The following is a 20,180-nucleotide window of genomic DNA, read 5'->3' as shown; positions in this document are numbered from 1 at the left end:
GCGCCGGCTCGCACCCGACCGCCGGCCGCGTCGATAATGGCGGCCTGTCTGCATCTGGAACCCGCCATGTCCGATCCCCGCCACGACCCGTCCCGCGTCATCCGCGCCCCGCGCGGCGCCACGCTCACCTGCAAGTCCTGGCTCAGCGAAGCGCCGTACCGGATGCTGCAGAACAACCTGGACGCGGAAGTCGCGGAAGATCCCACCTCGCTGGTCGTCTACGGCGGCATCGGCCGCGCCGCGCGCGACTGGGCCTGCTACGACGCTATCCTCGCGTCGCTGCGTGAGCTGGATGACAACGAGACCTTGCTGGTGCAGTCGGGCAAGCCGGTCGGCATCTTCCCCACCCACGCCGATGCGCCGCGCGTACTGATCGCCAACTCCAACCTGGTGCCGCACTGGGCCACGTGGGAACACTTCAACGAACTCGACAAGAAGGGCCTGGCGATGTACGGCCAGATGACGGCCGGCTCGTGGATCTACATCGGCAGCCAGGGCATCGTGCAGGGCACCTACGAGACCTTCGTCGAGATGGGCCGCCAGCACTTCGGTGGCAACCTCACCGGCAAATGGATCCTCACTGCCGGTCTCGGTGGCATGGGGGGCGCGCAGCCGCTGGCCGCGGCGTTGGCCGGCGCCAGCTCGCTGAACATCGAATGCCGCCAGTCCAGCATCGACATGCGCCTGCGCACGCGTTACGTGGACGAGCAGGCCACCGATCTCGACGACGCCCTCGCACGCATCGCCAAGTACACCGCGTCCGGCGAAGCGAAGTCCATCGCGCTGCTCGGCAACGCGGCCGAGATCCTGCCGGAGCTGGTGAAGCGCGGCGTGCGTCCCGACGCCGTCACCGACCAGACCAGTGCGCACGATCCGGTGCATGGTTACCTGCCGATCGGCTGGACGGTCGAGCAATGGCTGGCCGCGCAGAAGGCCGAACCCGAGCGCGTGCGCGATGCCGCCAAGCAGGCGATGCGCGTGCATGTGGAAGCGATGCTGGCGTTCCAGCAGAGGGGCGTGCCGACGTTCGACTACGGCAACAACATCCGCCAGATGGCGTTCGATCAAGGCTTGAAGAACGCATTCGATTTCCCCGGCTTCGTCCCGGCTTACGTGCGTCCGCTGTTCTGCCGTGGCGTGGGTCCGTTCCGCTGGGTCGCGCTGAGTGGCGATCCGGAGGACATCTACAAGACCGATGCCAAGGTGAAGGAACTCATTCCCGATGATGCGCACCTGCATCGCTGGCTGGACATGGCGCGCGAGCGCATCAGCTTCCAGGGCCTGCCGGCGCGCATCTGCTGGGTGGGCCTGGGCCTGCGCCACAAGCTGGGCCTGGCGTTCAACGAGATGGTCCGCAATGGCGAACTGAAGGCGCCGGTGGTGATCGGTCGCGATCATCTCGATTCCGGCAGCGTGGCCTCGCCGAACCGCGAAACCGAAGCGATGAAGGACGGCAGCGACGCTGTATCCGACTGGCCGTTGCTCAACGCGATGTTGAACGTGGCCGGCGGCGCCACCTGGGTGTCGCTGCACCACGGCGGCGGCGTGGGCATGGGCTACTCGCAGCACTCTGGCGTAGTCGTCGTCTGCGATGGCAGCGAGGCTGCCGATCAGCGCATCGCCCGCGTGCTGTGGAACGACCCCGGCACCGGCGTCATGCGTCATGCCGACGCCGGCTACGACATCGCCGTGCAGTGCGCGAAAGAACAGGGATTGAAGCTGCCGATGGTGTGATCCGCAGGCGCTTTCATGCGTCTGTCGAACGGCCCGGTTTACCGGGCCGTTCTGCGTTCGGTGGCGTCAATTGCCGCGGACAACGCCGTGTCAGACCTGCCGCGCACGTTCATCGGGGTCGAACATCGCCACGCCGGCCCGCGCGGCGTTCACCGGCACCTCGTCCTGCAGCACATCCCAGTGCTCCGCCAACCGGCCGTCCTCGATGCGGAACAGGTCGATCACCACCTGTGGCGCGTCGGACCAGCCGCGGATGCGGCCGTGGATGGCGACGAACGCACCTTCCGCGACCATCAGGCCGGGTTCGTAGTGGACGTCGGGCGTCAGGCCGGCCACCAGTTGCTTCAATGCCTCGCGACCCTGCGGGATGTTGGGGTTGTGCTGGATGTAGTCCACGGCATACAGCCGGTCCACGGCGGCGGCATCGCGACGCTGGAACAACGACGTCATCGCCTCCAGCACCAGCGCCTTGTTGCGCTGGGGACGGTGGTCGTTGGCGCGATCCGACGTGCGCGTGATGGTCAGCGTCCCGGTCATCCGCAGGAACTGCCCATCGGGCAGTGTGGCGAATGAGTGCACCACGCCGCGATCGTAGTCCTGGACATTGGTGACGGTGGCGCCGTCCTTTTCCTGCCAGCTGACCGCGAACAGGCCGTTACCCAGCGGAATGACCTGGATATCGACGACCTCCGTGCGCGCGAAAGGCCCTTCGGCGATCGTGAAGCGCAACTGCGTGGCGGACAGCAACGCGAGGGCGACACGGAAGTTCGGGTAGGACACGTCCATTTCCTGTCCGACGGGGAAGCGATCCAATGACATGCGGTTGTCCTGTGTGGAGAGGGCGAAGCGTCACGCGCTGCGTGCGCGGGTGGCCATGTACTGGTGCGGGCGGATGCCGGTGGCCAGGTGGAAGGAGCGGGAGAAGTGGCTGTGGTCGAAGTAGCCCAGGCCCAGCGCGATGGCGACGAGCGGTTGCTGCCCGGCGCGGAGCAGGCGTTTGGCTTCCATCACGCGTCGCCAGCGGACGTACTGCATCGGACTCATCCCGATCTCGGCGCGGAACAGGCGCGCGAAGTGGAACTTGCTGACGCAGGCCACGTCGGCGATCACGCCTAGTGTCAGCGGCTCGCGGAAGTGCGCTTCGATGTGAACGAGGGCGCGCACCAGCGCACGCATGCGCACGTCGTGACGCTCTACAGTGGTGTCGATCGTGCGGGAACCGTCTTTCCGTGTGCAGGATCGCGGGGGAAGGGGCGAGCAGTTGCGCAGGCACTCGTGCATCCTCGAGATGTCCTCCGTGGGGTGGCCGCGTATCGACAACGAAGCAGGGGCACGTCGTCATGCCCCCGTCGTCGTCGCAGGCTCAGTTGGCCGGCACCGGCGTGTTGAGCAGCTGCTGTTCCCACAGGAAGGCGATGCCGCTGCCCGCGGCGTGGTACTTGATCACGTCGTTCAGCGCGAGCGCCGTGTCCATGCGGGCCCAGTCGCGCTGCCATTCCGCGGCCAGCGCCAGCCACGTCATCATGTTCGCGCCGGCGGCGATCATGCGCTGGATCGCGACCTGGTGGGCTTCAGGCGTTACCGCGCCACAGGCATCGGTGATCACGGTGACGTCCCAGCCTTCGCCCAGGGCCTGGATCACCGGCATCGCCACGCAGATCTCGGTCCACAGGCCGGCAATGATGAGCTGCTTGCGACCGGTCGCCTTGACCGCATCCACGACCTTGCGGTCTTCCCAGGTGTTGATGAAGGTGCGATCGATCACCGGCTGGTCCGGGAACACGTCCGTGACGTGGGGGAAGATCTTGCCGCCGCGCGCTTCCAGCACGCTGGTCAGGATGGTCGGCACGCCGAAGACCTTGGCGGCCTTCGCCAGGCCGGTCGTGTTGTTGACCACCATGTGCGGGTCGTGGCTGTTGAGGTTCGACAGCTGGTAAGGCTGGTGGTCGATCAGGACGAGGACGGAATCTTCGGGGCGGAGCAGGGAATCAAGGCCGTTGCGAAAGGTCATGGAGGCATCCTCGGGTGCGGGGTGGTGGGTGTGTCGCAGCGGCATCTGCACCGTGCGCTGCGTTGTGTGGTCTTCCACCTTGTCATCGGCCTCCACGGCGCGGTAGCGTCGTTCCATGCCAATCTGTGTCGCAGAATCCGGAACGCCGGATCGGACTTCCCCGTGGCACGCTGTGTCGCTCGATCAGGAACGCCTCATGGATATCGAAGACCTGCGGACATTCGTGGAAGTGGCGGACGCTGGCGGCGTATCGCCTGCGGCGCGCCGGCTGGGCGTCGCCAAATCCATCGTCAGCCGACGGCTGGGACGGCTCGAGACCGATCTGGGCGTGCAACTGCTTGCACGCACCACGCGCGGCGCCGCGCTGACCGAAGCGGGGCAGGTGTTCCGCGACCACGCCGCGCGTGCCTGCGCCGAGATCGATACCGCACGCGAGACGCTGCTGCCCGAAGGGGATCTGCGCGGCCGCCTGCGCATCGCGGCGCCGCTAACGTTCGGGCCGACGCATTTCGCCATGGCGCTCGCCGAAATGGGCCGTCGCCATCCGCAGCTCCATATCCACACCTACTACAGCGATCGTTTCGTGGACCTGGTGGCGGAGGGCTTCGATTGCGGCATCCGCGTCGGCTACCTGCCGGACTCCAGCCTGATCGCGCGCTGCGTCGGTCCGATCTACGGAAAGCTGGTCGCCAGCCCCGACTACATCAAGGCACATGGCGAGCCGGCGTCGCCGGATGAAATCAGCACGCACGAAGCGCTGATGCAGGGCACCGAAGCCTGGCAGTTCGTTGACGGCGACACCGTGGTGACGGTGCATCCACGTGGCCGCTTCAAGGCGGACAACGGCATCGCACTGGTCGCGGCCGCCGTGGCGGGACTGGGTATCGGGTGGCTGCCGGATGGCCTGACCGCGGAGTACGTGGCCTCCGGTGCGCTGGTCCCGATCATGACGCGCTATCCGCCTCCTGCGGCGGGCATCTACGTCGTCCGTCCGCCGGGCCAGCATTCTCCCCGCAAAGTGCGCGTGCTCATCGATCTGTTGCTCGAGTGCTTCGACAGTGCGCCCGAATTGACGGCGGCCCTCGATCGGCGCGCATGACAGGATCGCGGCGCGGTCCTGTGGTTGCCTGCATGAAGCAGGTGGTCGGACGCCAGTCGATCACTGCATGCGGATCCTGAGAGTCCTCTGCACGCGAAGGCCTCGTGTCGAGGGCACTGCTTCCAGCCAAGAGAGAGCGTGTTCATCGCAGTGCGTTCTCACGGCTGGCGATGCGATTGCCGTGTCCGGCAGGCGGCCCTAAGATCGAACCGCATCCAGGGGATGACGTGCCACGCGGGGCGTCAAGGACATCACACACACGACCGGACCCCGGGTCTCCACCCATTGGCCGTCAGGAGAAAGATTCGATGCAGAACCCACAGGACGTCGTCGCGCAGCTCGTGCGGCAGAACCGGTTGTTGAAGGCCTTGTTGGGCACGATGGGCCTGTCGCTCGCGGTGCTGCTGACGGTGGCCGCCAAGGCGCCGGATACCAAGGCGAAGTACACCGAGATCGATGTCGAGCGCATCAACATCATCACGCCCGACGGAAAGCGCGAACTGGTGCTGGCCAATCGCCATCGGCTGCCGCGGGCCGTGATCAATGGCCAAGAAAGCGATGACGATCGCGGCATGCCCGGCATCATCTTCTACAACGCCCAGGGCGACGAGAACGGGGGACTGATCTTCGACGGCAAGCCGGGCGAGGATGGCAAACCCAGCGCGGGCATGCATTTCTCGATGGATCGTTACGGCGGCGACCAGCAACTCGCGCTGGGACACTACGAAGCCGGCGGCACCATGGAGAGTGGGTTGAACGTCTATGACCGCGGACTCGAAGCCGAGTACGGCCCGCTCTACGAAGCCTTCAGGAAAGCGCCTGAAGGGGCGGAGAAAGACCGGCTGAGGCAGCAGTGGATCGACGCCGGTGGCCGGCAGACCAAGCGGTTGTTCGTCGGCAAGACGCGCGGCAAATCGTCGGCCGTCATTCTCGCCGACACCCAGGGACGGCCGAGGATCATGATGCTGGTCGATCCCAGCGGTACGCCGAAGCTCGACTTCCTGGATGAGTCGGGCGAGGTCATCCAGAGCCTGCCGCAAGCCGCTGCCGCAGCGTCCACGCGTTGACAGCCACAGGCGGGGAATCCCGGCAAGGGATTCCCTGCGTGTTCCGGCTCATGGGCTGCGCGTGCCCTCGTTGCCGAGTATCTCCATCCGGATCACCTTCACGCCGCCGTCGGCGAGTTCCGGCAGGTGCGCGAACCAAGCCTGCACATGCGGCGTCGCGTTGTGCGCTTCGAAGTCGGCCTGCGTCTTGAAGATCTCGTAGAAGACGAAGTGCCCCGGCGCCTGGCGATCCTCATGCAGGAAATAGAGCAGGTTGTTGGGCTCCGCGCGGACCTGCTCGACGAGCGGCAGCGTCACCGCGCGTAACGCCTCCTCCTTGCCGGCCTTCGCCCGGACTTCCGCGACGACGGCGTAGGCGCCCGCGGGAAGGGCGCCGTACTGCAGGGGGGAGGTATCTGCGGCGATCGCGGGTGTGCCCGGGAGGGCGAGGGCGGCGAGGAGGAGAGCGCCGCGCAACAGGGGGTAGCGTTTCATCGGTGCATGTCCTTCAGTGGTGGAGGGCGGTACGTCGCGGGCGTGGGAACTAGGCGCCGGACACCAGGCGCGTGCGTGCTTCAAGCGCGCTGTCGAAGACACGCTTGACCGGCCCCAGTGCCTGCACGAACTCCAGTTGCTCGCCTTCCGATCCCTTGCAGTAGATCAGCCGCCAGCCGTTCGACTTGCCCTCGGTGATGCCGTTGCTGTTGGCATCGAGCGGCGCCGCCTTGCGCTGGGCCTCGGTGGTGACCGTCAGGACGCGGTTGGCGCGCACCTGCGTCATGCCACGGCGTGCGGACTCGGCTTCCAGGTCCGCGATGAACTGGTTGAAGTCCACGTCGTCGCGGATGTGGAAGCAGATATGCATCATCCGGGGGAAGGCCGGGCTCATGTGGTCCAGCGGTTCGGCGAAGGCCGCACCCGTGCCCGCGGGCTGTTGCGAGTCCCGGTACTGCAGCAGCTCGATCACGACGTTGTCGAACTGGATGAAGCGGACGTCGAGGCGCTGTGCGCCACTGCGCAGGTCGGGAATGCCCATCGTGACGGGATTGACCTTGCGCGCGTTCGATTCGATCACCTGGTCGGTCAACAGCGTGTTGTGGATGCGCTCGCCATGGAAGTCGCCATCGCGCATCACCTCGGTGCCACCCAGCACGTCGGTGTAGAACGCGAACGCGCGGTCCATGTTCTGGACGGTCAGCCCAAAGTGCTGCACGCCGCGCAGGCGTCCCCCGATTGATCCCAGCGACGATGCGACACCGGTCACCTGCGTGCCTTGCGCAGTGAAGGCCGACGGCAGTGCCGACGCCGCGATGGCGGCACCGGCCGCCTGCAGCACGCCGCGTCGCTGCAGGTCGGTGTGATCGGGACGGGTGTTGCGGGTCATGGCGCTCTCTCCTGGCGAATGGACGTGCGTCCGCACCGGCGCACGTGGCCGGAGCATGCGCGCGGCCGTTGCGTGTCGAATTCCCCGAACGGGTAACCGGCGCCCGGGGCGCGTCTGGTATCTACCGGACCTCTGCCGCCAGGAGGGCCGCATGACATCGCACGTCGGGCCCGCCATGTCGCAGGAGTACATCGCATCGCCCGACGGGTGGCGTCTGCGGGTGCGTTGCTGGCAACCCGACGGTGTGCGTGCGGTCGTTGCCTTCGCGCATGAGCCGGGGTCGGCCGGCATCCGCTACGACGGCATCGCCCACGTGCTGGCGACGCACGGCATCGCCAGCTACGCCGTCGAGGTGGATGAAGGCAAAGGGACAACGTATGTCTGCGGGTAGGCGTCCTCGCCGGCGCACACGCTGGCCGACCTGCGGACCCTGACGACGTGCCTGCGGCTGCGCCATCCCGCGCGCCCGCTGTTCGCGTTCGGCCATGGTGCCGGTGCGCTCGTGGTCTGCCGCCATGCGTTGCGGTACCCGACCGACCTGGATGGCCTGATCGGCGAAGCCATCCTGCTGGACCCGCCCTGGTGTGCTGCGATCTTCCGGAAGCACCCCCGGCTCGCGCGCGTGTTGCGGGCGCCGCGCATGGCGCTGGTCCATGCCGACCGGCGATTGCGCGACACCGTCCGTGCTCTGTCTTTGCCGTTACTCCTGCTGCAGGGATCAGACGACGCGATGGCGCCGCCGTCAGGCAGCGAGTACCTTCATCGCTACGCGGGTTCCCGGGACAGGACGCTGCTGGTGTTCGAGGGCGGCGATCACGACCTGGTCAACGGTCGATGCCACCGGCGCGTCCGCGAAAAGACAGGCCAGTGGATCGAAGCGCAACTCGCGCCCGGCTCCCGCCGACGCATCGGCATCGAGTACATCAACGAGGAAGCATGATGGCCATCCGTGTCCTCGCCGTTGACGACCATCCCCTGCTCAGGGGCGGCATCGCCGCGCTGATCGCCGGACAGTCCGACATGGCGCTGGTGGCGGAAGCCTCCACGGGCGTGGAGGCACTCGAGCGCTTCCGCGTCTTCCGTCCCGACGTCACCCTGCTCGACATCCAGATGCCGGTCATGGGCGGCATCGAAACACTGGTGGCCCTCCGTGCCGAGTTTCCCGGTGCACGCGTCATCGTGCTGACCACCTATGGCGGCGATGCGCTGGCGCAGCGCGCCCTCGATGCCGGCGCGCACGCGTACGTGCTGAAGGGCGACGTGCGCGTGGAACTGCTGGATACCATCCGTTCGGTACACCTGGGGCGCAGGCACGTCACTGCCGACGTGGCCAGGGCACTGGCGGCGCATCGGGGCGAAGAGTGCCTGTCGCCACGCGAGATCGCCGTGCTGCGCCTGGTGGCGGCAGGCAACAGCAACGAGGAAATCGGCCAGCGGCTGTCGGTGAGCCGGGAAACCGCAAAGGCGCACATGAAACACATCATGGCCAAGCTGGGGGCGAGCGACCGCACCCATGCGGTGACGCTGGCGCTGGCGCGCGGCATCCTGCCGTCGATCAGCGAGTAGGGCGGTCGCGCTTCAGCCGGCGCGCACGTAGGCGCGGTTGGCGGGAATTCCCAGTTCCACCTGCGTGCCGGTGCCCTCGCTGCGGATCTCCAGGCTGCCGCCCACGTCGCGGGTCCGTTCGCGCATGCCATGCAGGCCCCAGTGGCCATCGCGACCGTGTTCGGCGAACCCCGGGTCCAGGCCGACACCGTCGTCCTGCACGCGCAGGACGAACCGCTGCGCGCCCCACTGCACCTCCACCCGTACCCGTTTCGCCTGCGCGTGCTGCAACGCATTGCGCACCGCTTCGCGCGCGATCTGCAGCACGTCGTCGCGCACGAGCGGAATCATCGGGTGGGGTGTCCCTTCCACGGTGATGCGGCATTCGGGCGGATCGTCGCGGTAAGGCGCGGCCACGTCGTCCACCATCATCCGCAGCGCCGCTTCCAGATCCAGGGTGCCGGTGCCGAACGTGCGCAGGTCGGTCACGGCCTCGCGCGCCATCGCCACGGTGTCGTCGCCGCGTCGCAAGGCTTCGTCCAGCACCGCGGCGGCGTCATCGGGACGTGCGGGGAGCAGGTTGCGTACCGCTTGCAGCCGGAACATCAGGCCGTGGAAACCCTGCAGCAGGGAGTCGTGCAACTCGCGCGCGATCCGCGTGCGCTCGGCCACGCGTTCGTCCAGGCGTATCTCGAAACGCTGCATCACCTGCCGAACGCGCAACCGGTAGGCGAGCAACACCGCGCCGACCAACAGCAGTCCGACCAGCAGATGGAACCACATGGCCTGCCACCACGGGCGCAGGATCGTCAGTGCCAGCGACGTGCTGTCGGACCAGTCGCCTCCGCCGACGGAGGCCTGCACGTCCAGCCGGTAATCCCCGGGCGGTAGCGAGTTGTACGCGGCCACGCGCCGGTCGCTGCCGACCACGTGCCAGTCCTTTTCCAGTCCCGCCAGGCGGAAGCGGTAGTCGATCGCGGAAGGATTGGCGTAACGCAACGCCGCGAAGCCGGCGGTGAACGAGTTCCGCGAGTACGGCAACGCCAGCGCCTCCGGCACCGGCAGCACCTGCGGCTGCGCAGCCGTCGTGCCGGCAGAAAACCTGCGGCCGGCGACCGTCAGGTCCGTCAGCGCCACGGAGGGCACCTGTCCCTGCGCGCGCACCTGGTCCGGCAGGAACGCCGTGCCTCCCGAGAAACCACCGAAGTACATCGTGCCGCTCGCACCGCGGTGGCACGTACCCCAGCCGGTGAAATCCACGCCCGGCAGTCCATCGCTGCGCGAGTAACCCTGCATCTTCCCGCTCGCGGCGTCCCGTCGCGCGATGCCGTTGTTGGTGCCCAGCCACAGGCCACCGCGCGCGTCTTCGAGCAGGCAGCTCACCGCGTTTCCTGGCAGACCATCCTGCGCGTGGTAGCCGTGTATCCGTCCCGTGGCGGGGTCCAGTCTGTCCAGGCCGTTCTGCGTGCCCACCCACACCGTGCCACGTCGGTCCACATGCACCGCGTTGATGCGGCCGTTGCTGACGCCGCGCGGCGCACCCGTCGGCGGATAGACATCGAACGCCTTCGTCACCGGATCGAACCGGTGCAGTCCGTAGCGATGGGTGCCCAGCCAGAGCGCTCCAGTGCCGTCGTCGGTCAGGGTCAGGTACTTCGGGTCGAGTCCCTTGGGCGTGTGCGTGTCGAAGGTGCCGGTGCGTTCGTCCAGTCGTGCCAGGCCGCCCCACGTCGCGAACCACAGCGTCTGCGACCGGTCCACCAGGATGTCGTTGACCACGTCGTCCGGCAGGCTGCGCGGATCGGTCGGGTCGTGCCGATAGTGCGTCAGGCGACCGGACGGTTCGCGCATGACGACGCCGGTGCCCACGGTGCCCAGCCAGAGCCGCCCGCGCGCATCCTTCGCCATCGCGATGACGTCCGACTGCAGGCCCAGCGCGCGGTGCAGGTCTTCGCGTTGCCCGGTAGCCCGGTCGACCCCCAGCAGCATGCCCAGGTAGCTGATCCACAGCGTCCGCTCGTTCACCTCCAGGATCGCGTTGACCATCTTCTCGCTGCGGGAGGGAACGGACGCCGGTCGCGGTGGCAGCTTGTGGAAGGGCGCCTTGCGCGGCGAGAACAGGTTGAGCCGTTCGCCATGCAGCGCCACCCACACATCGCCGTCCCGGTCCTGGAACAGCGCGGCCACGTCATCGCCGCTGAGGCTCTGCGGATCGCCGGGATTGTTGCGGTAACGGACCACGCGCCGCTGTTCGGCATCCAGCCGCAGCAGGCCGGCACCGCCCGTGCCCAGCCACAGTCCGCCGTCGCGATCCTGCAGCGCGGAAAAGATGCCGAAGCGCGGAACAGGCGCGCCCTTGCCGTCGACGAACCGGTAGTGCGCGAGCGTGCGGGTCGAAGGATCGAAGGAGGAAAGCCCGTTGCCGCCGGCATGCGCGATCCACAGCACGCCGGCACGGTCTTCGATGAAGCTGATCTCGCGCGGTTCCGGCAGCGGGATGCGTGTGCGCACGCGGCCCGAAGTCGGATCGATGGCTTCCAGTCCCGCGGTGCCCCCGATCCAGAACATGCCTGCGCGATCGCGCGTGGCGAACCGCACGTCGGTGCTCGCGAGCGCGCCGGGATCGGCAGGATCGGCGTGCACATGCGAGCGCACCCTGCCTTCCGCATCGAGTGCATACTGCCCGCCCGTCGTCGCGAGCCACATCAGCCCCTGCGGGTCTTCGTGGAACGCCTGGACCAGCGGCACGGTGGCGGTGGTCGCGTAGTGGACGCGGCGGAAGGTGCCCGCGCGGGGATCGAAGACGTCCAGGCCGCCGTCGGTGGAAATCCAGAGTCGTCCCGCCTTGTCCTTGTGGATGGCGTGGACGAAAACGCCGCCGGGCTGGTGCCTGTCGCGGGCATCCGCTGCAAAGGCGATGTGGCCGTAGCCGTCGAAGCGGTACAGGCCGTACTGGGTGCCGAACCACATGAAGCCCTGGTCGTCCTGGCTGATCTGGCCCACGCGCGCTGGAAGGAAGTCCTGCGCGTTCTCCACCCGACTGAAGGCGATGTCGTCGCCTTCGTCCATCGTCATGGACCGCCATTCGGTGGTGATGCCGCCGTCCGGCAGCGGAGTGGCCATCAGCGATGCGGACAGGCACGACAGGACGGCCGCCAGCCAACCCGCCAGCGCACGGTGCCCCCTTGGTGCGGTGGATCCGATCATCGACAGTCACCGCCAAGCGGGGAGGTAGGAACGACGGAGGTCCGGTGGCAGTCGAGTGTCCTGCCAGCGCGCAATCTACCGGAACGCCGCCGTGCTGCGCTGCCATGGGCGACTTCCCGGCATATCTCGCGACCCGTCAGGGACGATGCCCATCACGCGGGTGAGTGTCGGGGCGGGGCCTGTCGGGCGACCTGCGGCGGGTATCGGGCGATGCGGCGGCACGGGTCCCGTCAGGTCGCCTCGTGTCGCCTTGGCATGCGAACCACGTCATCGCCCCTGTCTTGCGAAGTGGTGATCGAGTGTTCGGCGTATGTCGCGCCATGATCGATCACATGGCCGTTGATACCACTGCATGTCACGCGCCATAGGGCGCGATATGAACGTTGATACCCGTGCTTATGACACGACACTCCCCGAAGCATGACCGGAGACACTCATCGGTATCAGCGTTGATACCTGTTGGTATCGAAGGTGATACCACTTGGTATGGCCGGTCAGTACCGCACGTGTGTCGCGTCATAGCGCAACGTATCGACGAATAGTCGGCAGCGGTCATTCCATGCCGTCGAACGGGGGGACACGTCAGCTTGTTGACTGGCTCCGGCCACCCTAAGATCGTTTCGTAGCAAGGGGATGGCCTGCCACGTAGGAGCGTCTGGACATTCCATTCCGGCGAGATCCGTCTAACGACGTGTTCCACGCCTCACCCGCGTCGAGACGATCGACAACGCTGTGTTCGTCTGCATTTCAGGCAGCATCCGATGCTGTTGGTCCGCAACAAGGTCTTTCACTCATCGAGGTGGGGAATGCGAACCAGGGGTTCCTGCAAGCGACAGTCGCCTCGCGGATCGGCACGTGTACCTGCAAGCGTGCCGTTGAAAAATGCATTGCGCACAGGGCTGTTGCTCGTCGTTTCCCTGCTTGCCGCATCCTGCGCAGGGCAACGGGACATCGAACGGACTTCCAGCCGTACGTGGCCTGCCTCCTGCTCTGCCGGGGCGCCGGGATGCGGTATCGAGGATGCGCAGTCTGCGTCGATGGAAACCCTCCGTAGCAATGGCGATCAGCTGCGCGTGTCGTGCGAGAAGCGCATCGAGATCCCGGTGGACGGCCCGTACATGGTGGAGTGCAAGAAGAAGATCGAGGCGCTGGCCCAGTCCCTGTCGACAAAGTGGCCCGCGCAGCTCGCTCCCATCAGTACGGGAAAGATCCGCTACAACTGGTCGGGCGGGGACTGCATCACCACCACGACCGTCTGCTTCTGTCGATATTCCGGAACGGCCACCATCCCGCTCGATTGGACTGAAGGGTCGCAGAGCGTGTTGCCCTCATCGACGCCGGGAGACACGTAAGCACTCGGCGGGTGACGTCCGTGTCCTGCCCGCTCAACCCGAGAACCCTGACACGCCGGAGCGCATCGTCAGCCAGGTCACCGATGTCCCGGACGCGTATGTCTCGTGCAACCCCCGCTGTTCCGTTCACTCCCAGCACAAGGACGATGCCAGTGCCCCGATTCCTGCGGAACCTGTTGATCCTCTTCGTCTTCAGCCTTCCTGCCGCGGCCCAGAGCGGCGACGCGCCGTTCAAGTCCTTTGAGGTGCTTGGCCACGGCACACCGATGAGCCCCACCTTCGTCTTTTCCGAGGCTTACGCCACTTCAGCCTCCCCGGTGATCATTGCCGTACCTGGAAGAAAGCTTGCCAGTGCGGACAGGACCTTTCGGGTCAGCCTTCAGAAACATTGGCTTTCGGTCAATGTTCCGACGGGTCTGGAGTTTCAGAGCCGCGGTCTTGTCGAGTGTGGCCTGAAGCGCGAGAGCGAGCCCCCGTTCTGCGATCTGTATGTATTCCTGGAGCCGGGAACGAACAAGGAACGCGAGTACTACATCTACGTGGGAAACTGGCCTTAGGGCCCGGTGCGGAGAGGGTTCCAGATCGGAGCGTTCGTCGATGCCTTCGATCGTCGTCGCTCAGGAGATCGCCGGGCGCATGTCGGCCGCGAGGGAGTAGCGGTTCCAGGGCATCAACAGATACTCCCTTCAGAAAGAGCGGCTTCTGATGAAGAGAACTCAAGGCGAGACTGCACTTGCGCTCTTCATGGTGGGGTGGCGTCCGCGGGCCTGCCCGACGGAGCAGTTCCTGACCCCGCCGCAGGACGGGTGAGGCCCGCCTCCTGACGCCCTGTACGCCGGGCGTGCGCGGATGTGGCATGCTCGCCGCGGTCGCAACGACCATGGGAGTGCATGTGATGGCGAAGGGCCTGGACAAGAAGAAAGAGCAGAAGAAAAAGCCCGCGAAGACGCTGAAGGAAAAGCGCGCGGACAAGAATGAGAAGAAGGCGACGCGCGGCTTCTCGCCGGGCTGAGTCGTATGAAGTTTTGGGGACGGGTCTCCTGGGACCCATCCATCCCGTACGCGGCGGCCCGATGCCGCGTGAGGCGCTCCGTCAGTGCGGCACGCGCCGGATCTTCGACACGTCGTAGCCCATCGCCTCGATCTGGCGGATACGTGCCTGGTAGTCGGCTTCGGGAATCCGCGGCGTCCGCGCCATCAGCCACACATAGTCGCGCTTGCTGCGACCCACGATGGTCTGCTGGTAGTCGGCATCGACGTAGGCGATGACGTACTCGGCCTGGATGGGCCAGACGAACTGCATGCCCCAGACCGCACCGCCCGTGTCCGGCTCCACGGTGCCGACGGGATGCATCGTCTTCTCCGGGCCATCGAGCGCACCCTTACGGTAGCGGAACGTGGTCTGGATGCGGCCATCGGGCAGCTTGGCGTACGACTCCACGGCGGCGTACGCGTCTCGCTCGGGGAACGACGGAATATGGGCGATGACGTACCAGCCGCCCATGAAGCGGTCGACATCGACCGGCGCCGCGGTGGTGATCGACGGTTTGACGGTATTCGAGCGGCAGGCGGAGGTCGCCGCGACGGCGGCCAGCAACAGGACGAGCGGGAGCGGGCGCATGTCAGGCCTCCACGGGGCGCTGGAAGCGGTAGTGCGCGACCAGCCATTCCTGGCCGTCGCGGTAGCCGAACAGTTCGGCACAGGCCATCCAGAACATGCGCCAGCGCTGGTGCCACAACGCAGCGGCGTCACCGTAGGTCTCGCGCAGCACGGCCATCACCGCGTCGCGGTGCGCGTCGTGGTTCTCCAGCCAGTGGTTGGCGGTGCGCTGGTAGTGGGTGCCGTCGAGCAGCCAGCGCTCCTGCAGGCGCAGGTGGTCCTGGAAGAACAGCAGCAAGTCGGCCGACGGCATCATGCCGCCGGTGAAGAAGTGCCGGCCCATCCAGTTGTCCTCGCCCTGCGTCTCGAACGGATACATCAGGTGGCGGTGGACGAAGATGTGCACGAACAGCGCGCCACCCGGACGCAGGGCGTCGTGGATGCGGTGCATCAGCGCGGCATGGTTGCTGACATGCTCGAACATCTCCACCGATACGCAGCGATCGTAGGTGCGGGGCTCAAGCTGCAGCTGATTGACGTCGCAGGTGATGACGCGGACGTTGTGCAGGCCACGCTGGTCGCACTGCGCCTCGATGTGGGCGCGCTGCGAGTGCGAGTTCGAGACGGCGGTGATGCGTGCGTTCGGATAGCGCTCGGCCATCCACAGCGTCAGCGAGCCCCAGCCGCAGCCGAGCTCCAGGATGTCCTGTCCGTCGGCCAGCGCCGCACGTTCGCCGTACAGCGCCAGCATCGCGTCTTCGGCCTGGTCGAGCGTCTCGGTGCCGGTGGGGTAGTAGCAGCTGCTGTACTTCAGCCGATGGCCGAGGCAATGGCGGAAGAAGTCGGCCGGTACTTCGTAGTGCTGGCGGTTGGCAGCATCCGTATGCACGGCCACCGCACCCTGCCGGAGGGCCCGCAAGCGATGCGCCAGCTGCGCGGACTGGGCCACCTGGCCACCCGCGCTTTCGTCGCGCAGGCGCTGAACGCAGAGCTGGCGGATGCCGGCGCGCACCAGCGCATCCGGCAGCAGCCCGCGTTCGGCCAGACCGAGCAGGCCGGGGGCCGCGCGGTCGGCGGCGAGTTCTTCGACCATCGCATTCATCGCGTCGTCTCCTTGGCGGCGGATTTCGGGAACCACGGGAACAGCATCGGCGTCGTGCGCTGGTACTCGCGGTAGTCGTCGCCACGCGTGCGCAGCGCCTGCGCCTCGGTGAAGGGAATGCCGCTGATCCAGCGCAGGAACACGAACATCACCAGCGGTCCGCTCCAGGCCAGCCAGAACCACGGCGAGCCCACGGCCAGGGCGATGTAGGCGAACCAGTGCAGCCATTCGAAGAAATAGTTGGGATGGCGCGAGTACCGCCACAGCCCGTCGCGGCAGGTACGGCCGCGGTTGGCGGGATCGGCGCGGAAGCGGGCGAGCTGGCGGTCGGCCAGGCTTTCGCCCACCACGCTGACGATGCCGATCAGTGCCGCCAGCGCGATCCACGGCCAGAACGTCGCGACCGGACTGCGCGCCACCGCCGCGAACGGCAGCGCGAACAGCAGCACCAGCAGCGACTGCCCGGCGAAGAACAGATAGAACTTGCCCTGGTGGCCCTGCCAGTGGGCACGCAGGTACTGGTAGCGGCCGTCTTCCGGTTCATGGGTGACGCGATCCCACAGATGGATGGCCAGCCGCAGGCCCCAGCTGCCGCCGAGGATCGCGAGCGCAGCACGCGCCTGCCAGGCGCCGTCGCCACAGACGGCCAGCCAGACGGCGGCGAAGCCGACGCAACCGGTCCACACCACATCGACCATGCCGGCGTTGTCGTGTCGCCGCTGCCACGCCCAGCCGACGGTCATGGCCAGCAGCGACACGCCCCAGACGACGGCGAGCGCAGGCAGAAGGTCCATCACGCCGCCGCCTGCACGTGGGACGGACGCTGCATCAGCAGGTGCGACACGCCGATCGAACGTTCCAGGAAACCGCCTTCGCAATAGGCCAGGTAGAACTCCCACAGGCGGATGAAGCGTTCGTCGAAGCCCTGCGCACGCACGTCCTGCAGGCGGGTCAGGAAGCGGCGCCGCCATGCGCGCAGGGTGTACGCGTACGACAGGCCGAAATCCTCCTGGTGGATCACCTGCAGGTCGCTGGCGCGGGTCTTCGCGCCGTACATCGCTTCGAGTGACGGGATGAAGCTGCCGGGGAAGACGAAGCGCTTGATGAAATCGACCGAGTCGCGCGCCTGCGCGTAGCGATGGTCCTCGATGGTGATGGCCTGCAGCAGCGCCTGACCGCCGGGACGCAGCAGGCGACCGAGCTTGCCGAAGAACGTGTCGAGGTACTGCGCGCCGATCGCTTCGATCATCTCGATGGAGACCAGCTTGTCGTACTCGCCCTGCAGGTCGCGGTAGTCCTGCAGCAACAGGGTGACGCGATCCTGCAGGCCGGCCTCAGTCACGCGCTGGCGGGCGAGCTCGTGCTGCTCGCGCGAGATGGTGGTGGTGGTGACGTGGGCGCCGTAGTGGCGCGCCGCATGCAGGGCGAAACCGCCCCAGCCGGTGCCGATCTCGATGACGCGGTCGCCCGGCGCCAGCGCCAGCTTCCGGCACACCGCGTCCAGCTTGCGGAACGAGGCGGTGTCCAGGTCGTCCTCCGGCGAGGCGAACATCGCCGACGAGTACATCAGGTCGGGCGAGAGGAACAGCGCGAAGAAATCGTTGCCCAGGTCGTAGTGCGCGGCGATGTTGCGACGGCTGCCTTCGCGCGTGTTGCGGCGGAGCGCATGCCAGCTGCGCAGTGCCCAGCCGCCCAGGCGCGCGAGCCCGGTTTCCATGCCGTCCAGCAGGGCGCGGTTGCGCACCAGCAGTCGCACCAGCGCGACCAGGTCGTCGCAGCGCCAATGGCCGGCGATGTAGGCCTCGCCAGCGCCGACACTGCCCTGTGCGGCGACGGCGCGGTAGAACGCGGCATCGTCCACCCACACGTGTACGGGGGGCAGTGCGTCTTCGCCGGCGCGGCCGAAGCGGTGTTCGCCCAGCGCGTCGCGCACCACCAGCGTGCCGTGCGCCAGCCCGTCGAGGCGGGCCAGCAGTTGCGTACGCAGCATGCGCTCCAGCGCGGTGAAAGAGGGCGAAGCGGAAACCTGGGCGATCTCGTTCATGGGATCTCGCGGGTGAGGGAAGGGTGGTCGTGGATCGGCGTGCGCTTGAGCCACAGCCGCAGTGCCTGCCAGTGGATGCCGCCGATCACCTGTGCGGTCATCAGCGGATAGCGCCACAACACGCGCGCGAGCGAGCGGCCATCCAGCGGACGGCGCTGCAAGGTCAGCGTCGCGTCGAAGGCGGCACGGCTTTCGCGTGCCACTTGCATGTGCACGCGCAGGGCGTCTTCCGGCGTGTTGAAGCGCCAACGGTAGTTGCAGTCCATCGGCAGGAACGGCGAGACATGGAAAGCCTTGTCGAAGCCCCATTCCCAGCCGTCGCCCCGCGGCGTGCCGTCGTGCACCGGCAGCACGTAGCTGTGGCGTTCGCGCCAGGGCGTGTTGGTGATCTCCGCCACCACGGCGTCCAGCGTGGTGCCGTCGGGCTGGAAGCAGTAGTAGAGGCTCACCGGGTTGAACACGTAACCGGCGTAGCGGACATGGGTCAGCAGGCGGATCGGACCGGCGGGACGGCGGCCGAGGGCCCGTTCGGCCCGATCCCGCACCGCCTCGGCCAGCGGTCGGTCGTCCGGCGCCAGGTAGTCGCGCCGGCGGAACTCGGCCAGGTTGCGGCGGTCCAGCGACCACAGCCACCGCCGGGCGAAGATCTGCTCCAGCTCGTCCAGGTCCAGGTAAAGCTGCGCCATGCGGTAACGGAAGGCGTGCCGCTGCGGCGCATGCCGGCGATGGCGCACCCAGCCTTCGTACACCGCGCTGGCCAGCGGTGCGCTCATGCGGGCATGGCCGTTTCGTCGCGCTGCAGGCGCTCGTTGCGCAGATGCGCGTCGAACGCGGCGACCAGTTCGTGCGCGCTGCGGATGCCGTCCTCGTGGAAGCCCCAGCCCCAGTACGCACCGGCGAACCACGTGCGGCGACGGCCCTGGATCTCGGCCTTGCGGCGCTGCGCCGCGACCATGGCGTGGTCGTAGACGGGGTGGCGGTACTGCATCCGGCGCAGCACCCGCGACGGATCGATCGCCTCGCTGCGGTTCAGCGTGACGATGAAGGGCGCGGGCGATTCGACGCCCTGCAGCAGGTTCATGCAATAGCTGACCGTGCACGGTGCGTCGGGATCGCGCGGCACGTGCGCATTCCACGCCGCCCAGGCCTTGCGGCGACGCGGCAGCAGGCGCGCGTCGGTGTGCAGGACGGTGTCGTTGGTCTGGTAGCGCATCGCGCCGAGGATGTCCCCCTCGCGCGCATCGGCGTCGCCCTGCAACAGGGCGAGCGCGGTGTCGCTGTGGCAGGCGAGCACGGCGTGGTCGAAGCGCTCGCGCCCGTGCTCGCTGACTATCTCGACGCCGTGCGCATCGCGCTTCACCGCATACACCGGGCAGGACAGGCGCTCCTGCACCTGCCAGCGCTCGCGCAGGGCACGGACATAGGTGGCCGACCCGCCGCTCACCACGCGCCACGGCTTGCGCTCGCCGAGCGTCAGCATGTGGTGGTTCGCCATGAACTGCACGAGATACCGCGCGGGGAACGCCAGGATGTCCTGCGGGGGCGACGACCACAGCGCGGACGCCATCGGGATCAGATGTTCGTCGCAGAACGCGATGCCGTAGCGGCCATGCTGCAGATAGTCGCCCAGCGTCGGTCCGGGGCCGTCGCCTTCCAGCAGCGCGGGTGCTTCTCGGTAGAAGCGGGCGAGATCCCGAAGCATGCCCAGGAAGCGTGGCGACAGCAGGTTGCGACGCTGGCAGAACAGGGTGTCGAGCGTGGTGGCGTTGTACTCCACGCCGCTGCGATCGCTGTGCACGGAGAAGCTCATCGTGGTGGTCTGCGACGCCACGCCGAGTTCGTCGAACAGTCCGCACAGCAGCGGGTAGTGATCCTGGTTGAAGACGATGAAGCCGCTGTCGATGGCGTAGCGCCGACCTGCCTGTTCGACGTCGTGGGTATGGGTATGTCCGCCCAGGTAATCGTTGGCTTCGTACAGCACCACCTCATGGTATTGCGACAGTTTCCAGGCCGACGCCAGGCCTGCGATACCGGAACCGATGACAGCGATGCGCAT

The 20,180-nt window shown here is 67.2% G+C and carries 21 protein-coding genes; 9 read left to right on the top strand and 12 right to left on the bottom strand.

The window, feature by feature from the left end:
- The first annotated feature begins 66 nt into the window (after nt 1–66).
- A complete protein-coding gene (gene hutU, locus IB225_RS04545; RefSeq protein WP_192310048.1) occupies nt 67–1,734 on the top strand; it encodes a urocanate hydratase in 1,668 nt (555 codons plus the stop codon).
- A 90-nt stretch (nt 1,735–1,824) separates the two neighbouring features.
- Here hutU and IB225_RS20335 read toward each other — a convergent pair whose 3' ends face one another.
- The 3 genes from IB225_RS20335 to IB225_RS04530 form a co-directional block, all read right to left on the bottom strand.
- Nucleotides 1,825–2,553, bottom strand: a complete 729-nt coding sequence (locus IB225_RS20335) for a nuclear transport factor 2 family protein (protein ID WP_225583266.1) — start codon at nt 2,551–2,553, stop codon at nt 1,825–1,827.
- Between the two features lie 30 nt (nt 2,554–2,583).
- Nucleotides 2,584–2,910: a helix-turn-helix transcriptional regulator gene (locus tag IB225_RS04535; protein WP_192310047.1), complete on the bottom strand. Its 327-nt coding sequence runs from the start codon at nt 2,908–2,910 to the stop codon at nt 2,584–2,586.
- Between the two features lie 187 nt (nt 2,911–3,097).
- Nucleotides 3,098–3,862, bottom strand: coding sequence for a hydrolase (locus IB225_RS04530; RefSeq protein ID WP_225583265.1), 765 nt, complete (start codon nt 3,860–3,862; stop codon nt 3,098–3,100).
- 79 nt (nt 3,863–3,941) lie between these two features.
- On the opposite strand from IB225_RS04530, the gene IB225_RS04525 reads away from it, so the two are divergent.
- Nucleotides 3,942–4,844 carry a LysR family transcriptional regulator gene (locus tag IB225_RS04525; protein WP_192310046.1) on the top strand — a complete coding sequence of 301 codons (903 nt, stop codon included), beginning with the start codon at nt 3,942–3,944 and terminating at the stop codon, nt 4,842–4,844.
- Nucleotides 4,845–5,152: 308 nt separating this feature from the next.
- Nucleotides 5,153–5,911: a hypothetical protein gene (locus IB225_RS04520; protein ID WP_192310045.1), complete on the top strand. Its 759-nt coding sequence runs from the start codon at nt 5,153–5,155 to the stop codon at nt 5,909–5,911.
- A gap of 48 nt (nt 5,912–5,959) precedes the next feature.
- On the opposite strand, the gene IB225_RS04515 is transcribed toward IB225_RS04520, so the two are convergent.
- Complete coding sequence (locus IB225_RS04515) at nt 5,960–6,385, bottom strand: putative quinol monooxygenase (RefSeq protein WP_192310044.1); 426 nt, start codon at nt 6,383–6,385, stop codon at nt 5,960–5,962.
- A 49-nt stretch (nt 6,386–6,434) separates the two neighbouring features.
- Nucleotides 6,435–7,274 (bottom strand): VOC family protein, encoded by an 840-nt coding sequence (locus IB225_RS04510; protein WP_192310043.1) that lies wholly within the window; start codon nt 7,272–7,274, stop codon nt 6,435–6,437.
- Nucleotides 7,275–7,425: 151 nt separating this feature from the next.
- Between IB225_RS04510 and IB225_RS04505 the strand changes: the two genes are divergently transcribed.
- Genes IB225_RS04505 through IB225_RS04495 form a run of 3 tightly spaced genes read left to right on the top strand, consistent with a single transcriptional unit; the run spans nt 7,426 to nt 8,840 of the window.
- Nucleotides 7,426–7,665, top strand: a complete 240-nt coding sequence (locus IB225_RS04505) for a hypothetical protein (RefSeq protein WP_192310042.1) — start codon at nt 7,426–7,428, stop codon at nt 7,663–7,665.
- 21 nt (nt 7,666–7,686) lie between these two features.
- Entirely contained in the window at nt 7,687–8,214 is a 528-nt protein-coding gene (locus IB225_RS04500) for an alpha/beta hydrolase (RefSeq protein ID WP_225583530.1), read from the top strand.
- Nucleotides 8,214–8,840 carry a response regulator transcription factor gene (locus tag IB225_RS04495; protein WP_225583260.1) on the top strand — a complete coding sequence of 209 codons (627 nt, stop codon included), beginning with the start codon at nt 8,214–8,216 and terminating at the stop codon, nt 8,838–8,840. The genes IB225_RS04500 and IB225_RS04495 overlap by 1 nt, the downstream gene beginning before the upstream one ends.
- Before the next feature lie 12 nt (nt 8,841–8,852).
- Here the strand turns inward: IB225_RS04495 and IB225_RS04490 are convergent, their stop codons facing one another.
- Nucleotides 8,853–12,026 (bottom strand): sensor histidine kinase, encoded by a 3,174-nt coding sequence (locus IB225_RS04490; protein ID WP_192310039.1) that lies wholly within the window; start codon nt 12,024–12,026, stop codon nt 8,853–8,855.
- 1,037 nt (nt 12,027–13,063) lie between these two features.
- On the opposite strand from IB225_RS04490, the gene IB225_RS04485 reads away from it, so the two are divergent.
- From IB225_RS04485 to IB225_RS04475, 3 genes are all read left to right on the top strand, one after another.
- On the top strand, nt 13,064–13,378 hold the full coding sequence (locus IB225_RS04485; RefSeq protein ID WP_192310038.1) for a hypothetical protein: 315 nt from the start codon (nt 13,064–13,066) through the stop codon (nt 13,376–13,378).
- 176 nt (nt 13,379–13,554) lie between these two features.
- A complete protein-coding gene (locus IB225_RS04480; protein ID WP_192310037.1) occupies nt 13,555–13,935 on the top strand; it encodes a hypothetical protein in 381 nt (126 codons plus the stop codon).
- A gap of 299 nt (nt 13,936–14,234) precedes the next feature.
- Entirely contained in the window at nt 14,235–14,390 is a 156-nt protein-coding gene (locus IB225_RS04475) for a hypothetical protein (RefSeq protein ID WP_192310908.1), read from the top strand.
- An 81-nt stretch (nt 14,391–14,471) separates the two neighbouring features.
- Here IB225_RS04475 and IB225_RS04470 read toward each other — a convergent pair whose 3' ends face one another.
- Genes IB225_RS04470 through IB225_RS04445 form a run of 6 tightly spaced genes read right to left on the bottom strand, consistent with a single transcriptional unit; the run spans nt 14,472 to nt 20,180 of the window.
- A complete protein-coding gene (locus tag IB225_RS04470; protein WP_192310036.1) occupies nt 14,472–14,999 on the bottom strand; it encodes a lipocalin family protein in 528 nt (175 codons plus the stop codon).
- A gap of 1 nt (nt 15,000) precedes the next feature.
- Nucleotides 15,001–16,080, bottom strand: a complete 1,080-nt coding sequence (locus tag IB225_RS04465) for a cyclopropane-fatty-acyl-phospholipid synthase family protein (RefSeq protein WP_192310035.1) — start codon at nt 16,078–16,080, stop codon at nt 15,001–15,003.
- Nucleotides 16,077–16,874 (bottom strand): DUF1295 domain-containing protein, encoded by a 798-nt coding sequence (locus tag IB225_RS04460; protein ID WP_192310034.1) that lies wholly within the window; start codon nt 16,872–16,874, stop codon nt 16,077–16,079. Before IB225_RS04460 ends, IB225_RS04465 begins: the two co-directional genes overlap by 4 nt.
- Nucleotides 16,874–18,124: a cyclopropane-fatty-acyl-phospholipid synthase family protein gene (locus tag IB225_RS04455; protein WP_192310033.1), complete on the bottom strand. Its 1,251-nt coding sequence runs from the start codon at nt 18,122–18,124 to the stop codon at nt 16,874–16,876. Before IB225_RS04455 ends, IB225_RS04460 begins: the two co-directional genes overlap by 1 nt.
- Complete coding sequence (locus tag IB225_RS04450) at nt 18,121–18,897, bottom strand: DUF1365 domain-containing protein (protein ID WP_192310032.1); 777 nt, start codon at nt 18,895–18,897, stop codon at nt 18,121–18,123. The genes IB225_RS04455 and IB225_RS04450 overlap by 4 nt, the downstream gene beginning before the upstream one ends.
- Nucleotides 18,894–20,180: an FAD-dependent oxidoreductase gene (locus tag IB225_RS04445; protein ID WP_192310031.1), complete on the bottom strand. Its 1,287-nt coding sequence runs from the start codon at nt 20,178–20,180 to the stop codon at nt 18,894–18,896. The genes IB225_RS04450 and IB225_RS04445 overlap by 4 nt, the downstream gene beginning before the upstream one ends.

It is taken from the genome of Pseudoxanthomonas sp. PXM02, assembly GCF_014851805.1.
Taxonomy (GTDB): Bacteria; Pseudomonadota; Gammaproteobacteria; order Xanthomonadales; family Xanthomonadaceae; genus Pseudoxanthomonas_A.
This window is presented reverse-complemented; position numbering and strand designations above follow the sequence as displayed.

Excerpts from the sequence above, each read along its gene's own strand:
- IB225_RS04530 (WP_225583265.1), bottom strand. The coding sequence starts at position 3,862 with ATGGAACGACGCTACCGCGCCGTGGAGGCCGATGACAAGGTGGAAGAC.
- IB225_RS04445 (WP_192310031.1), bottom strand. The coding sequence starts at position 20,180 with ATGCGCATCGCTGTCATCGGTTCCGGTATCGCAGGCCTGGCGTCGGCC.
- IB225_RS04510 (WP_192310043.1), bottom strand. The coding sequence starts at position 7,274 with ATGACCCGCAACACCCGTCCCGATCACACCGACCTGCAGCGACGCGGC.
- IB225_RS04475 (WP_192310908.1), top strand. The coding sequence starts at position 14,235 with ATGCTCGCCGCGGTCGCAACGACCATGGGAGTGCATGTGATGGCGAAG.
- IB225_RS04505 (WP_192310042.1), top strand. The coding sequence starts at position 7,426 with ATGACATCGCACGTCGGGCCCGCCATGTCGCAGGAGTACATCGCATCG.
- IB225_RS04525 (WP_192310046.1), top strand. The coding sequence starts at position 3,942 with ATGGATATCGAAGACCTGCGGACATTCGTGGAAGTGGCGGACGCTGGC.
- hutU (WP_192310048.1), top strand. The coding sequence starts at position 67 with ATGTCCGATCCCCGCCACGACCCGTCCCGCGTCATCCGCGCCCCGCGC.
- IB225_RS04455 (WP_192310033.1), bottom strand. The coding sequence starts at position 18,124 with ATGAACGAGATCGCCCAGGTTTCCGCTTCGCCCTCTTTCACCGCGCTG.
- IB225_RS04520 (WP_192310045.1), top strand. The coding sequence starts at position 5,153 with ATGCAGAACCCACAGGACGTCGTCGCGCAGCTCGTGCGGCAGAACCGG.
- IB225_RS04460 (WP_192310034.1), bottom strand. The coding sequence starts at position 16,874 with ATGGACCTTCTGCCTGCGCTCGCCGTCGTCTGGGGCGTGTCGCTGCTG.
- IB225_RS04535 (WP_192310047.1), bottom strand. The coding sequence starts at position 2,910 with ATGCGTGCGCTGGTGCGCGCCCTCGTTCACATCGAAGCGCACTTCCGC.
- IB225_RS04470 (WP_192310036.1), bottom strand. The coding sequence starts at position 14,999 with ATGCGCCCGCTCCCGCTCGTCCTGTTGCTGGCCGCCGTCGCGGCGACC.
- IB225_RS04495 (WP_225583260.1), top strand. The coding sequence starts at position 8,214 with ATGGCCATCCGTGTCCTCGCCGTTGACGACCATCCCCTGCTCAGGGGC.
- IB225_RS04450 (WP_192310032.1), bottom strand. The coding sequence starts at position 18,897 with ATGAGCGCACCGCTGGCCAGCGCGGTGTACGAAGGCTGGGTGCGCCAT.
- IB225_RS04490 (WP_192310039.1), bottom strand. The coding sequence starts at position 12,026 with ATGATCGGATCCACCGCACCAAGGGGGCACCGTGCGCTGGCGGGTTGG.
- IB225_RS04485 (WP_192310038.1), top strand. The coding sequence starts at position 13,064 with ATGGAAACCCTCCGTAGCAATGGCGATCAGCTGCGCGTGTCGTGCGAG.
- IB225_RS04515 (WP_192310044.1), bottom strand. The coding sequence starts at position 6,385 with ATGAAACGCTACCCCCTGTTGCGCGGCGCTCTCCTCCTCGCCGCCCTC.
- IB225_RS20335 (WP_225583266.1), bottom strand. The coding sequence starts at position 2,553 with ATGTCATTGGATCGCTTCCCCGTCGGACAGGAAATGGACGTGTCCTAC.
- IB225_RS04465 (WP_192310035.1), bottom strand. The coding sequence starts at position 16,080 with ATGAATGCGATGGTCGAAGAACTCGCCGCCGACCGCGCGGCCCCCGGC.